Genomic DNA, 13,956 nt, shown 5'->3' with positions numbered 1-13,956 from the left:
GCAGAAATGGACGGTCCGCAACGCCCCGGTCGCCCCAGCGCGGACGATCTGCTCGTGCTGCTCGCGGTCGGCCGGTCCGGCCGCTACACCGCCGCGGCCGATGAGCTGGGCATCAACCACACCACGATCTCGCGGCGTATCGCCGCGTTGGAGCAGGCCATCGGGGGCCGGGTATTGACCCGGGCCGGCGGCGGGTGGGAACTCACCGACCTCGGGCGCGAGGCGCTGGCCGCCGCCGAGGCCGTCGAGTCCGCGGTATCCACCCTGAGCACCACCGGCGCCCGGCAACTCGAGGGGGTGGTCCGGATCTCGGCGACGGACGGCTTCAGCGCCTACATCGCCGCCCCGGCGGCGGCCCACGTGCAACGCCGGCACCCTCGCCTGACCGTCGAGATCGTGACCGCCACCCGCCGCGCCTCCCAACAGCGGTCGAGCCTGGACCTCGAGATCGTCGTGGGCGCACCCCAGGTACGACGGGCCGAGGCGATCCTCCTCGGTGACTACTGCCTTGGCCTGTACGGCGCGCGTTCCTATCTCGCCGAACACGGCACCCCCTCCGACATCGCGGACCTGGCCCGGTTCCCGTTGGTCTACTTCATCGATTCGATGCTGCAGGTCGACGATCTCGACATGGCCACCAGCTATGCACCGGCCATGCACGAATCGGTGACGTCCACCAACGTGTTCGTCCACGTCGAGGCCACCCGCGCCGCTGCCGGGCTGGGGCTGCTGCCGTGTTTCATGGCCGACCGGCACGAGGATCTGGTTCGGGTTCTGCCCGCGGAACTGACGGTTCGGTTGAGCTACTGGCTGGTGGCCCGGGCCGAGACGCTGCGCCGCCCGGTGGTGGCCGCAGTGGTCGAGGCGATCCAGGATCGGATGGCCGACCAACACGATGTGCTGCTCGGCATTCGTTGACCCGATGAGAAGAATGCTTGCGGTCCGGCCCCGATATTGCTGCAGTGAGCGGTATGCCATTCATCGAGCACGAGCGCGGGCGCGCCTACTACCGGCACTGGGCCGCATCCGAACCCCGCGCAGCCGTCGTCTTCCTGCACGGGTTCGGTGAGCACACCGGGGTCTACCACCGGTACGGTTTCGCGCTCAACGCCGCGGGCATCGACCTGTGGGCGGTCGATCAGTTCGGGCACGGCCTGACGCCGGGCACCCGGGGCGACTTCGGCAGCATCGAGGACAGCTCAGCACTGGCCGAGGCACTGACCACCCTCGCCGAGCAGGAGAGCGCCAGCATACCGCTGGTGGCACAAGGACATTCGTTCGGCTCGGTGGTGACCCTGTTCCGGCTGCTCGGTGCACCCGGCCGGTACCGGGCCGGCATCATCTCCGGCGCCCCGTTGGTTCCGATCCCCGAGATGCTCGATACGGATACCGAATTGGACCTGGACCCGAACTGGCTCTCGTCCGACCCGTTCTACCTGGACGCCCTGGAGAACGATCCACTTGCCTTCGTCGACGCCGACGGGACCGCCCTCACCCGCGAACTGGACCGGGCCTGGGACCGGTTCGGCGCCGAGTTACCCGAGCTCACGGTGCCGACGCTGGCCCTGCACGGCTCGGCCGACGTCATCGCCCCGGCCGGTGCGGTGAAGGCCTATTCCGAACAGATAGAAGCGTTGCAGTTCAAGGAGTTTCCGGGCGGCCGCCACGACATCCTCAACGAGGATGTACACCGCGAGGTCGCCGCGGATATCGTCGCGTTCATCGACGCTCAGATCAGCTAGCGCCCAGCTTCGTACCCCGCCGTGAGCCAGTAGATGGTCCGGTCGAGGGTGGGCAGGATCTCGGTGATGGCGATCTCGCCCGCGGTGAAGCGACCGACCAGACCGAACACCAGGCTGGTCAGGATGTTGTCGAAGTCGTGCACGAACGCCTCGTCCACGCCGGCGAGGATGGACAGACCCGCAGGCATCACGGCGTCGAGACCACGGCGCACCAGACGGTCACCGCCCGGCGCGGCCCTGGCCCTCGAGTAGGCCCTGAGCATGTCGGGGTGCTTCTCCCACGGCTCGAAGATGGTGCGGAACATCCGGATCATCGCGTCATACAGGGACTCCCCTGGGTCACGCGTCTGCCCGGCCACCCCGGAGTAGCGGTTCTCGGCCATCCAGGTATCGAGCGCTGCCAGGATCAGCTCATCGCGGGTGGAGTAGCGCTTGTAGATCGTGGCCAGTGAGGTCTTGGCCCGGCGCGCCACCTCACGCAGCTGCACCGCGTCATAGCCCTCGGTCTCGAGGAGGTCCACGACGATGTCGAGGATCCGATCACGCTCTTCGGTCACTGTCTCAGTCACTGTCGAAAACACCCTTGCCGCCGGAGAGTAACCACGTTACCGTACCGCTGTAACACGGTTACAGCCATTCGGCGAAGCGAGGATCAATGGGAAATCTGGACGGAAAAGTCGCCTTCATCACCGGGGTGGCCCGAGGTCAGGGCCGCAGCCACGCGGTGACACTCGCCGCTGAGGGCGCGGCCATCATCGGCGTGGACATCTGCGAAGACATCCCATCCAACGGTTACCCGATGGCAAGCCGCGATGAGCTCGACGCGACGGTCGCGCTCGTAGAGGCCGCGGGCGGCAAGATGGTCGCCGCCGTTGCCGACGTCCGCGATTTCCACGCGCTCAAGGCGGCACTCGACGCGGGAGTCGAACAGTTCGGGCGCCTGGACATCGTGCTCGCCAACGCCGGCATCGCGACCATGGCCTTCCGCGAGCTGACGATCGAAGAAGACCTCGAGATGTGGACCGACGTGATCGACGTCAACCTCGTCGGCTCGTTCCACACCGCCAAGGCCGCGATCCCCCACCTGATCGAGGGCGGACGCGGCGGATCGATCGTCTTCACCAGTTCGACCGCCGGGCTTCGCGGCTTCGGCGGCCTACAGGGCGGCGGCCTGGGCTACGCCGCATCCAAGCACGGCATCGTCGGGCTGATGCGCACCCTGTCCAATGCCCTTGCCCCGCAAAGCATCCGGGTCAACACAGTGCACCCCACCGCGGTCAACACCATGATGGCGATCAACCCGGCGATGACGGCGTTCCTGGAAAACTACCCAGACGGCGGTGTGCACCTGCAGAACCCGATGCCGGTATCCATGCTGGAGCCGCAGGACATCAGCGCGACCATCAGTTACCTGGTGTCCGATGCTGCCAAATACGTCACCGGGGTCACCCTCCCCGTCGACGCCGGCTTCACGAACAAGCTCTGATGGGGCGGGTCACCGGCAAGCGCGTGCTGATCACCGGCGCAGCACGCGGCATGGGCCGAAGCCACGCGGTACGCCTGGCCGAGGAAGGCGCCGACCTGATCCTCGTCGACATCTGCGAATCGCTGCCAGAGGTGGAATATCCGCTGGCCACCCGCGACGATCTGGACGAAACCGCCCACCTGGTCAGGGAACTCGGCCGTCAGGCGCTGACCTATGTGGTCGACGTGCGCGACGGTGCAGCCTTGAGCGCCGCGGTCGCCGAGGGGGTGGCAGAGCTCGGCGGTCTGGACGCCTCTGTGGCGAACGCCGGGGTTCTGACCGCGGGCACCTGGGACACCACCACCGCGGAGCAGTGGCGCACGGTCGTGGACGTGAACCTGATCGGCACCTGGAACACCTGCTCGGCCGCACTGCCGCATCTGGTGGAGCGCGGTGGCAGCCTGATCAACGTCAGTTCGGTGGCGGGACTCAAGGGCTCACCGCTGCACACGCCCTACACGGCTTCCAAACACGGTGTGGTCGGCCTCAGCCGCGCCCTGGCCAATGAGCTTGCCGCGGTCAACGTTCGGGTCAACACCGTGCATCCCACCGGAGTCGCCACCGGGCTTCGTCCCGACAGCCTGCACACCCTGCTCCACGAGACCCGTCAAGACCTGGGGCCGATCTTCCAGAATGCGCTGCCGATCCAGATGACCGAGGCGCTGGACATCAGCAATGCGGTGCTGTTCCTGATCTCCGACGAAGCCCGGCACGTCACCGGCCTGGAGTTCAAGGTCGATGCCGGGGTGACGATCCGATGACCGCGTCCGATACGCGGACCGAGCGCGGCAGGCGCGAGTTCGCCGAGGTGATGACGTTCGAGGCGCCGTCCGACGAGAGTCCGGCGACTGCCAACCTCATCGACTTCGTGTTCGCAGAGGTGTGGCCGCGTACCGCTTTAACCCGCCGGGACCGGCGTTTCGTCACGCTGCCGTGCGTCGCGGCGGCCGACGCCGAAGGCCCCTTGCGTGACCATGTATACGCCGCGCTCAACAGCGGTGAGGTGTCCATCGTCGAAATGCGGGAAACCGTCCTGCATTTCGCGGTGTACGCCGGGTGGCCCAAGGCCTCACGGTTCAACATCGTGGTCGACGAGCAGTGGGACCGCATCCACCGCGAGCGCGGCCTGACACCACCCGCACCGGAGCCGCTCCTGCCGCTGCCCACACCGAGCGATCCGGAGGAACGACTGGTCTGCGGGGAGCAGTCCTTCCGGGACATCAACTGCATTCCCTTCGCCCCGACCCGCGACAACCCCTACTCCGGGGCAGGCATCCTCAACTTCGTATTCGGGGAGATGTGGCTGCGCCCCGGACTCGGCATGAAGGAACGGCGCCTGGTCACGGTGGCCTGCGTGGCATTTCAGGATGCCCCGCTGCCGATCCTGAGCCACGTCTATGCCGCGCTGAAGAGCCGTGATGTCTCGTTCGAGGAAATGGACGAGCTGGCACTGCATTTCGCGGCCTACTACGGCTGGCCCAAGGCGGCGAATCTCAATCAGGTGATCGGCGAGCAGAAGCAGCGGATCCTCGCCGAGGAGCAAGCCGAGGCATGACCTTCGAGCACATCTACCCGGCCACCGGCCGGCCGAACGGAACCGTGTCCCTGGCCGGGCCCGCCGAGATCGACAAGGCGGTCGCGGCGGCGGCCAAAGCGCAGCGGGAATGGGTCTCGCTCACCGTCGACCGCCGCCGGGACCTGCTGATCGACCTGGCCGACGTGGTGCACGAGCACCTCGACGAGCTCGCGAAACTCAATGTGGCCGACTACGCGGTACCGATCTCGTTCGCCGGCACCGCGCTGCTCCTCGAGCGGTTCCTGCGGCATTTCGCGGGTTACGCCGACAAGCCGCACGGGGTGACGACTCCGGTCAACGGGTCGTTCGACATCAACCTCGTCGAGCGCGAGCCGTACGGCGTCGTCGGCGTCATCACGCCCTGGAACGGCGCCCTGGTCGTCACGGGATCGTGTGCCGCCCCGGCGCTGGCCGCCGGCAACGCCGTCGTCCTCAAGCCTTCCGAGCTCGCACCGTTCGCGGCGCTGCGTTTCGGAGAGCTGTGCTTGGAGGCGGGATTGCCCGAAGGGCTGGTGACCGTCGTCCCCGCCGACGCGGCGGGTGGCGACACCCTGGTGCGCCATCCCGGTATCGGCAAGATCGCGTTCACCGGGGGCGGCGCCACCGCGCGCAAGGTATTACAAGCCGCCGCAACGAATCTGACGCCAGTGGTCACCGAGCTGGGCGGCAAGTCCGCCAACCTGATCTTCGCCGACGCCGATCTCGACCTCGCCGCCACGTTGTCGGCGCACCAGGGCCCGCTCATGCAATCAGGGCAGAGCTGCGCGTGCGCGAGCCGGATACTCGTCCACGACGCGGTGTACGACGAATTCCTGGAGAAGTTCCTCGGAGTGATAGGCGCCGCCCGCATTGGTGACCCGATGGATCCCGCGACGACGTTCGGACCGGTGATCAGCCAGGCCGCGGCTGACCGGATCCTGGCCGCGGTCGACACCGCCGCGTCCAGCGGGGCGGGCGAATTGTTGTTGGGCGGCAAACGGATCGACCGTGACGGCTTCTACATCGAGCCCACCGTGTTCGGCGGGGTGGACAACGCCTCGGAACTCGCGCAGCTGGAGACCTTCGGTCCGGTGGTCTCGGTGATGAGATTCCGTGACGAGGACGAGGCCGTACGGATCGCCAACGACACGCCGTACGGGCTGAACGCCTTCGTGCAGACGATGGACCTCAACCGCGCGCACCGAGTCGCCCGCCGGCTCGAATCCGGATCTGTGTGGATCAACCAGTTCAGCGACATCTCACCGCAGGGCCCTTACGGCGGCTACAAGGAGAGCGGCTCGGGCCGCACCGGCGGCATCGAGGGCCTCAACGAGTTCCAGCAGGTGAAGAACATCCGGATCGCTGTGCGCTGATTTCCCGGCTCCGGTTGACGTGAGCCAGACAACACTCCACACTAACCGTCATGTTCGGTCAGAAATCCACATTGACGGTCAACCGTGCTGCCGGTTGAGCGTCATGAGGCGATCGTCGATGCGGTAGGCACCGCGCAGGCGGTCAGCACAGACGAACTCGTCCGCCGCCTCGGGGTATCGGCCGAGACGGTCCGCCGCGACCTGGCCTTTCTCGAAGAGCGCGGAGCATTGCGCCGGGTTCACGGCGGCGCCGCCGCGGTAGCCGACCACCGCCCCATCGAGCCGCCGTACTCCGAGCGCACGATGATCCGGCACCAGGCCAAGGCCCAATTGGCCCGGGTGGCTGCGGGACTGCTCGAAAACGGGCAGACCGTGATCATCGACATCGGCACCACGGCCGTCGCCGTCGCCCACGCCATCCCCCGCGGCTTCACCGGCACCGTCATCACCCCCTCGCTGCCGGTCGCGATCGAGCTGGCCGACCGCCCCGGAATCCAGCTGCTGCTGGCCGGCGGACGGGTCCGGGCCGGCGACCTGGCCTGCTCGAACGCACACACCAAGGCGTTCTTCACCGACATCTACGCTGATATCGCCCTGCTCGGCTCCGGCGGCGTGGACGCGGCGGCCGGGCTCACCGACTTCCATCTCGACGAGATCGACGTACGCCGCACGATCATCGCCAACAGCGCGCGCAGCTACATCCTCGCCGACTCGTCCAAGCTCGGGCAGGTGGCGCCCTACCGGGTCTGCGATCTCAGCGCGGTCAACGGACTGATCACCGACCAGAACACCGACCCGGCCGTTGCAGCGGCTTTCGAGGAGACGGGAGGTGTGGTCATGCCGGCGCGGCCGGCAAGCGCCTGAAACGGGTGCGGGCGACGTTGCAGCGTCGCCCGCGGACCGAGCCTCATCTTCGCGAAACAGTCAATTTCCCTCAGAAAGCCCGATCTATGACAAATTCTTCCACATCGCCGTACGGCTACACCGAGACCCTGGAACGCGGCACCGGCAAATTCGCCTCGTTCGCGGTGGCCTTCGCGTTCGTCTCGATCGCCACCGGCATCTTCACCACCTACGGCAGCGTGCTCAACAGCTCCGGCCCGATGGGCATCTGGACCTGGCCGATCGTCATCGTCGGCCAGGTGGCGGTGGCCCTGCTGCTCGGCTCGCTGGCCGCCCGCATCCCGGTGACCGGTTACGCGTACCAGTGGGTGTCGCGGCTGGCCAACCCGATCCTCGGCTGGATCACCGGGTGGATCTCGTTCACGTTCCTGGCGATCGTCGTCGTCGCGGTCGATTACACCGTGGCCGCCACCGTGGTGCCGGCGTTGTTCGACTTCACCGGAACCCCGTTGACGTCATTCGAGATCACCGCCGCAGTCTTGTTTCTGCAGGCGTTGCTGGTCGGGCTGTCGACCAAGTGGACCGAGCGGGTCAACAACTTCGCCGTCACGGCGGAGCTGATCGGGATGGTCGCCCTGGTGGTCCTGCTGTTCATCGTCGGTGTGGTCGCGCACAAGCTGTCGGTCGGCAACCTGTTCTCCCGGGGTGACATCCCGGCCGAGGGGTACTGGAGCTTCGGCACCGCCACCTCGGTGGGCCCGTGGATGCTCGGCTTCCTGCTCGGCGCCTTCACCATCGTCGGCTTCGAGTCCGCCGCGAATCTGGCCGAGGAAACCAAGACGCCCGAAATCGTTGTGCCGCGCGCAATGTGGCAGGCCGTGCTGGCCTCGGGCGTGCTGGGGTTCCTGTTCCTGTTGGTGGTGACCGCCGCCGTCAACGATCCGGCCACGCTGGCCCAGTCGGGCACCCCGATCGCCGACGTGATCCGTGACATCCTCGGCTCCTTCGTCGGCACCGCGCTGCTGGTGCTGGTGGCGATCGCGATCTTCGCCTGCGGCCTGGTGATCTTGATGAGCGGCGTGCGCCTGGTCTGGGCGATGTCGCGCGATCAGCGTTTCCCGGGATGGCAATTGCTGCACAAGGTTTCGCCGCGGTTCCGCACCCCGGCCAATGCCACCGTGTTCATGGCAGCCACCTCGGCGGTGATCCTCGGGATCTTCTCGACCAGCACCGACGCATTGTTCAAACTGTTCTCCGCGGCCACTCTGCTGCCCGCATCCATCTACGCCATCACCATCGCGCTCTACATCGCGACCCGGAAGAAGCTCCCGGCCAGTGGCGGATTCAGCCTGGGCCGCTGGGAGGTTCCGGTCCTGGTGGTTGCCGTGGTGTGGCTGGTGTTCGAACTGTCGCTGTTCCGCGACGCGTCCTTCAAGGATCCTTGGTTGTACGTCCTGGCAATGGTGGCCATCGGTGCCGTCTACCTCGGCTACCTGCTGGTCACCCGCGGCAAGGAGGGTTTGAAGATGCCCGAGTTGGCCTCGATCGACGCCGAACTGGACCATGTCGCAGGCGATACCGAGGATGCCGTGAAATGACGGTACTGGCCATCGACCAAGGCACCTCGGGCACCAAGGCGATCGTCGTCGATCCCCAAGAGGGTGTAGTAGGCGTTGCCGAGGTCGCTGTCCACCCGCGCTACCTCGACGGCGGCGGCGTCGAGCAGGACCCGGCAGAACTGCTGGAGTCCGTGCTCGGCGCCGGACGCGCCGCCCTCGACGAGGCCGGCCGCCCTGTCGACGCGGTTTCGCTGGCGAATCAGGGCGAGACCGTGCTGGCCTGGGATCCCGTTACAGGCAAGGCGCTGACCCCGGCCATCGTGTGGCAGGATCGCCGGGCCGAGGCCTTGTGCGCCGACCTCGACGCGCATGCCGACATGCTCGCCGCCCGAACCGGATTGGTGCTCGACCCCTACTTCTCGGCGCCGAAGATGGCCTGGCTGCGCCGCAACGTCGAGTCCACAGGCGTCGTGACGACCTCGGATACCTGGCTGCTGCACCAGCTCACCGGCGAGTTCGTCACCGACGCCACGACCGCCAGCCGCTCGGCGGCCGTGGAACTGGGCGGCCGGGACTGGAGCCACGAGTTGCTCGCATTGTTCGGACTGGACGGCGAGCGGCTGCCCCGAATCGCCGCCAACGACGAGATCATCGGCACCACATCGGCTTTCGGAGCGGATGTCCCGGTCGGCGGCATCGTGGTGGACCAGCAGGCCGCACTGCTGGCCGAGGCGTGCCTCGAACCGGGCATGGCCAAGTGCACGTTCGGCACCGGTGCGTTCCTGCTGTCCAACACCGGGACCACCCCGGTGCGCTCGACCACGGGTCTGACCTCGTCGGTGGCCTGGCGGGTCGGCGGCATCGACTCGTTCTGCATCGACGGCCAGGTCTACACCGCTGCATCGGCCGTCAAATGGCTCACCACGCTCGGCGTGATCAGCGGAGCCGCGGAGATGGATGCCATTGCCGAATCCGACAACGGCGGGGTGATGTGCGTGCCCGCGCTGGCAGGCCTTGCCGCGCCATGGTGGAAATCGCAAGCCACCGCGACGATCTCGGGTATGACCCTGTCGACCGGGCGCGGTCACATCGTGCTGGCGGTACTGCAGGGCATCGCCGCACAGGTCGCCGAACTGGTGTCGGCGATCGACACCGACGCACCGCCGCTGACCCGGCTCCGTGTCGACGGCGGGCTCACCCAGGCCACGGTCCTGATGCAGGCCTGCGCCGACATCCTGCAGGTGCCCGTCGACGTGTATCCCTCGGCGCACGCCACCGCGCTGGGCGCTGCCGCGCTGGCGCGGCTCAGCCTCGCGCCCGAGAAGTCGGTGTCCGACGTCGTCGCCGACTGGACCCCGTCGGCCTGCTACGAACCCCGCTGGAGCCCGGCGCGTGCCGCCGAATTCCGCTCGGCCTGGCGAGAGCTGGCCGAAACCACGTATCACCAGGAGAATTCATGAACACCCCGACCTCCGACGCCTTTGACGTCGTGGTCATCGGAGCCGGCATCGTCGGCTCAGCCATAGCGCGTGAGCTGTCCGGATACCAACTGTCGGTTGCGCTGCTCGAAGCCCGCGACGATGTCGGCGACGGAACCAGCAAGGCCAACACGGCGATCCTGCACACCGGGTTCGACGCCAAACCCGGAACGCTGGAATCCACCATGGTCAGCCGCGGCTACGAACTGCTGTCCGACTACGCGGCCCACACCGGGATCCCGGTCGAGCACACCGGCGCCATCCTGGTGGCCTGGGACGACGAACAGCTCGATGCCCTACCGGGATTGAAGGAGAAGGCCGAGGCCAACGGGTATCACCGGTGCGAGATCGTCGATTCCGCAATCGTGTACGCCGCGGTTCCCGACCTGGGTCCGGGCGTCCTCGGCGGGCTCACGGTGCCCGACGAGTCGATCATCTGCACCTGGACGGTCAACCTCGCGCTGGCCACCGACGCCGTCAACCGGGGCACCACCCTGCTGACCGAGCACCGGGTGGAGCGCGTCGAGACCGGTGCCGAGCTCACCACGCTGCACACCTCCGCGGGCACGGTGCGCACGCGATGGGTGGTCAACGCGGCCGGCCTGGGTGCCGACGTCATCGACAACCTGTTCGGCTTCTCACGGTTCACCGTGACCCCGCGCCGCGGCGAGCTCATCGTCTACGACAAGCTGGCCCGGCCGTTGGTCGACAAGATCGTGCTGCCGGTACCGACCTCGCGCGGCAAGGGAGTTCTGGTCAGCCCCACGATCTACGGCAATGTCATGCTCGGCCCCACCTCCGAGGACCTCACCGACCGCAGCGCGACCGGCACTTCGGAGAGCGGATTCGAGTTCCTGCTGGAAAAGGGTCGCGCGCTGATGCCCCGGCTCCTTGCCGAGGAGGTCACCGCGACCTATGCCGGGCTGCGCGCCGCGATCGACCACGGGGACTACCTGATCGAGGCCGATCCGGCGCAGCATTACCTGCTGGTCGGCGGTATCCGGTCCACCGGCCTGACCGCGGGCATGGCGATCGCGGAATACGCCCGTGATCAACTGGTCTCGGCCGGCCTTGAGCTGACCCCGGCCGCCGATCTGCCCGACCCGCCGCAGATGCCCAACCTCGGCGAGGCGTTCCCCCGTCCCTATCAGCAGGCCGAGAAGATCGCCACCGATCCCGCCTACGGCCGGATCGTGTGTTTCTGCGAACGGGTCACCGAAGGTGAACTGCGCGATGCCTGCCATTCCGTCATCCCACCCGCGGCCCTGGAAGGCCTGCGTCGACGCACCCGCGTGATGAACGGCCGCTGCCAGGCTTTCTTCTGCGGTGCGGAGGTGCAGTCCGTCTTCGAGCGGGAATCTCAGGAGAGCAAGCAGTGAGCAGCATCTACGACGTCGCGATCATCGGCGGCGGGCCCGCCGGCCTGACCGCCGCGGCCGAGCTGGCGCGCGATTCAAATCTGAATGTGGTTGTGCTGGAACGCGAGTCCGAGGCCGGAGGCATTCCGCGGCACAGCGACCATCCGGGCTACGGCATCCGCGATATGAAGACGTTCATCGGCGGGCCGGCCTACGCGCGTCGCCTGGTCCGCCAGGCCACGGCGGCCGGGGCCGAGATCCGTACGGCCACCATGGTCACCGGCTGGGCCGGCGACAGGTCCCTTGAGCTCACCGCGCCCTCAGGGCGCGAACGCCTCGACGCACGTGCGGTCATCCTGGCCACCGGCGCCCGCGAACGGGCCCGCCCGGCCAGGATGATCCCCGGCGACCGGCCCGGTGGCATCTACACCACCGGGCAGCTGCAGAACACCGTGCACCTGCAGCACCGCGGCGTGGGCAAGCGGGCCGTCGTCGTCGGGGCCGAACTGGTCAGCTACTCGGCAGTGCTCACCCTCAAGCACGCAGGATGCGAAACCGCATTGATGACAAGCGAGTACCCGTCACCCGAGTCCTACGCGATGTTCAACATCGCCGGCCGGACCCCGCTGATGAACGTCGAGGTCGCCACCACTACCCGGGTGACCCGCATCGTCGGCAAGCGCGTCGTCGTCGGCGTAGAGGTCGAGAACACGAGGACCGGACAACGCCGCATCGTGGCCTGCGACACCGTGGTCTTCACCGGCGACTGGATTCCCGACCATGAGCTGGCCCGCTCCGCCGGCCTCACCATGGACCCGAGCAGCCTGGGGCCGGTCGTCGACACCGCGCTACGGACCAGCCGGGAGGGAGTGTTCGCGATCGGCAATCTGCTGCACCCGGTGGACACCGCCGACATCGCCGCGCTCGATGGCCGTCACGTGGCCTCGCAGGTGCGTCGCTACCTCGGCGGTGCACCGACGCCGGACCAGGCGATCCGCATCGAGGCCGTGGCCCCGTTGCGCTGGGTCGCCCCGGGTCTGCTGCGGCCGGGAGATCCGGCGCCCGCGCGGCACCGGCTGCTGCTGTGGACCGACACCCTGGTGCGTATCCCGAAAGTGGTGGCCCGCCAGGATGGAAAGGTCGTCGGCCGCAAGACCCTGCCGTGGCCGGCGTCACCGGGCCGGGTGTTCCGGGTGCCGTCCAGCATCCTCGACGCGGTCGATCACCGCGGCGGGCCGGTCAGCCTTTCGCTGGGGTGAACGTGATGTTGAGTTCGGTGAGGCCCCGCAGCAGGAACGTCGGCTCGTAGGTGTAGTTCCGTCGTCCGGCCGGGCCGTGGGCGGATTCATCGATCCCGATGTCCCGCATCCGGTCCAGGAGGCGACGGACGGTGATCTGCCCTTCGACCCGGGCCAGCGGCGCCCCGGCGCAGGTGTGGATGCCCCGGCCGAAAGCGATGTGTTCACGGACGTTCTTGCGATCCGGACGGAACTCGTGCGGATCGTCGAACTTGCGGGGATCGCGGTTGGCCGCGCCCAGGCACAGCATGACGATGGTCCCGGCCTTCAGGTGCACCCCACCGAGGGTGGTGGTCTTGCGGACGAGCCGGAAATCGATCTTGGTCGGAGAGTGCATCCTCAGCGCTTCTTCGATGAAAGTCGGTATGCCGTCCGGGTTTTCGCGCAGCGCCTGTTGAAATTCCGGATGGTCGCCCAAGGTCTGCACGGCGGCGCTGAGAAGCTTGGTGACCGTCTCCTGACCGGCGGCGAACAGGAACGTGGCGGGCTTCACCACTTCCAGTAGCTCTGGGGTGGAGCCGTCGGGATAGGTGGCGGTGGCCATGCCGGAGAGCACGTCGCCGCGTGGCTCGCGTCTGCGCTCGGCGAGGTAGCCGGCGAACTTGTCGTCCAGATACTGCAGGGGGTCGAGCCCGACGGGCTCACCGTCGAGGGCCCCGACGCGGTTGCCCTCCGGCCGCTCGGCGCCCAGTGCGGCAAGGAATTCGGGACGGTCTTCCCCGGGAACGCCCAGCAGGTCGATGATCGCCGAGGTGGCAAAGGGTTTGGCGTACTCGGAGAGGAACTCGCATCTTCGGTTGTCGATGAACCGGTCGAGCTGGCGGTCCACCAACTGCCACATGTAGTCCTCGTTCTCCTTGAGCCGCCGCGGCGTCAGCAGCTTGCTCAGGAGCGAGCGGGCCCGCTCGTGCTGCGGCGGGTCCATCACCACCATGTGCTCGTGGATCGGGAACAGATGGCGGTGCGCCTCGATCTGCTCGCCGATGTCGTCACCCTCGGGTTCGAAGGGCAACGGCGGGAACAAACCGCCGATGGCGTTCACGGCCGAGAACGACGCATGGTCCTTGAAGGCCGCCATGACTTCCTGGTAGCCGGTCACCGCGACCACACCGTGGTGCGGTTCGGCGAACACCGGTCCGTTGCCGCGCAGGTACTCGTAGTACTCGTAGGGATCCTGCGCGACGGCCGGGTCGGCGAAGTAGTCGACGGAGGCGAGATCGGTCAT

General features: G+C 67.6%; 13 protein-coding genes. 11 read left to right on the top strand and 2 right to left on the bottom strand.

Features of this window, described 5'->3' with window-relative positions; genetic code table 11:
- The first annotated feature begins 6 nt into the window (after positions 1-6).
- Together ACNQVK_RS08325 and ACNQVK_RS08320 are read left to right on the top strand one after the other, a co-directional pair.
- Complete coding sequence (locus ACNQVK_RS08325) at positions 7-918, top strand: LysR family transcriptional regulator (RefSeq protein ID WP_418029139.1); 912 nt, start codon at positions 7-9, stop codon at positions 916-918.
- A gap of 53 nt (positions 919-971) precedes the next feature.
- Complete coding sequence (locus tag ACNQVK_RS08320; RefSeq protein ID WP_418034039.1) at positions 972-1,742, top strand: alpha/beta fold hydrolase; 771 nt, start codon at positions 972-974, stop codon at positions 1,740-1,742.
- On the opposite strand, the gene ACNQVK_RS08315 is transcribed toward ACNQVK_RS08320, so the two are convergent.
- Positions 1,739-2,311 carry a TetR/AcrR family transcriptional regulator gene (locus ACNQVK_RS08315; protein ID WP_276130113.1) on the bottom strand — a complete coding sequence of 191 codons (573 nt, stop codon included), beginning with the start codon at positions 2,309-2,311 and terminating at the stop codon, positions 1,739-1,741. The two genes, ACNQVK_RS08320 and ACNQVK_RS08315, sit on opposite strands and share 4 nt — an antisense overlap.
- A gap of 86 nt (positions 2,312-2,397) precedes the next feature.
- On the opposite strand from ACNQVK_RS08315, the gene ACNQVK_RS08310 reads away from it, so the two are divergent.
- The 9 genes from ACNQVK_RS08310 (at position 2,398) to ACNQVK_RS08270 (ending at position 12,692) form a co-directional block, all read left to right on the top strand.
- On the top strand, positions 2,398-3,228 hold the full coding sequence (locus ACNQVK_RS08310; RefSeq protein ID WP_418029138.1) for a mycofactocin-coupled SDR family oxidoreductase: 831 nt from the start codon (positions 2,398-2,400) through the stop codon (positions 3,226-3,228).
- The gene (locus ACNQVK_RS08305) at positions 3,228-4,028 is read left to right on the top strand and encodes a mycofactocin-coupled SDR family oxidoreductase (protein ID WP_418029137.1); all 801 of its coding nucleotides are present in this window, start codon (positions 3,228-3,230) and stop codon (positions 4,026-4,028) included. The genes ACNQVK_RS08310 and ACNQVK_RS08305 overlap by 1 nt, the downstream gene beginning before the upstream one ends.
- On the top strand, positions 4,025-4,822 hold the full coding sequence (locus ACNQVK_RS08300) for a carboxymuconolactone decarboxylase family protein (protein ID WP_418029136.1): 798 nt from the start codon (positions 4,025-4,027) through the stop codon (positions 4,820-4,822). The genes ACNQVK_RS08305 and ACNQVK_RS08300 overlap by 4 nt, the downstream gene beginning before the upstream one ends.
- On the top strand, positions 4,819-6,195 hold the full coding sequence (locus ACNQVK_RS08295; RefSeq protein ID WP_418029135.1) for an aldehyde dehydrogenase family protein: 1,377 nt from the start codon (positions 4,819-4,821) through the stop codon (positions 6,193-6,195). The genes ACNQVK_RS08300 and ACNQVK_RS08295 overlap by 4 nt, the downstream gene beginning before the upstream one ends.
- Before the next feature lie 84 nt (positions 6,196-6,279).
- Positions 6,280-7,059, top strand: coding sequence for a DeoR/GlpR family DNA-binding transcription regulator (locus tag ACNQVK_RS08290; protein WP_418029134.1), 780 nt, complete (start codon positions 6,280-6,282; stop codon positions 7,057-7,059).
- An 86-nt stretch (positions 7,060-7,145) separates the two neighbouring features.
- The gene (locus ACNQVK_RS08285; protein WP_418029133.1) at positions 7,146-8,636 is read left to right on the top strand and encodes an amino acid permease; all 1,491 of its coding nucleotides are present in this window, start codon (positions 7,146-7,148) and stop codon (positions 8,634-8,636) included.
- Complete coding sequence (locus ACNQVK_RS08280) at positions 8,633-10,057, top strand: FGGY family carbohydrate kinase (RefSeq protein WP_418029132.1); 1,425 nt, start codon at positions 8,633-8,635, stop codon at positions 10,055-10,057. The genes ACNQVK_RS08285 and ACNQVK_RS08280 overlap by 4 nt, the downstream gene beginning before the upstream one ends.
- The gene (locus tag ACNQVK_RS08275) at positions 10,054-11,454 is read left to right on the top strand and encodes an NAD(P)/FAD-dependent oxidoreductase (RefSeq protein WP_418029131.1); all 1,401 of its coding nucleotides are present in this window, start codon (positions 10,054-10,056) and stop codon (positions 11,452-11,454) included. Before ACNQVK_RS08280 ends, ACNQVK_RS08275 begins: the two co-directional genes overlap by 4 nt.
- Complete coding sequence (locus tag ACNQVK_RS08270) at positions 11,451-12,692, top strand: NAD(P)/FAD-dependent oxidoreductase (protein WP_418029130.1); 1,242 nt, start codon at positions 11,451-11,453, stop codon at positions 12,690-12,692. Before ACNQVK_RS08275 ends, ACNQVK_RS08270 begins: the two co-directional genes overlap by 4 nt.
- On the opposite strand, the gene ACNQVK_RS08265 is transcribed toward ACNQVK_RS08270, so the two are convergent.
- Entirely contained in the window at positions 12,673-13,956 is a 1,284-nt protein-coding gene (locus ACNQVK_RS08265) for a cytochrome P450 (protein WP_418029128.1), read from the bottom strand. The two genes, ACNQVK_RS08270 and ACNQVK_RS08265, sit on opposite strands and share 20 nt — an antisense overlap.

Origin of the sequence: Mycobacterium sp. 134 (genome assembly GCF_048282715.1) — a bacterium.
Lineage (GTDB): Bacteria > Actinomycetota > Actinomycetes > Mycobacteriales > Mycobacteriaceae > Mycobacterium > Mycobacterium septicum.
The sequence above is the reverse complement of the archived record's forward strand: the minus strand, read 5'-3'. Positions and strand labels throughout refer to the sequence as shown.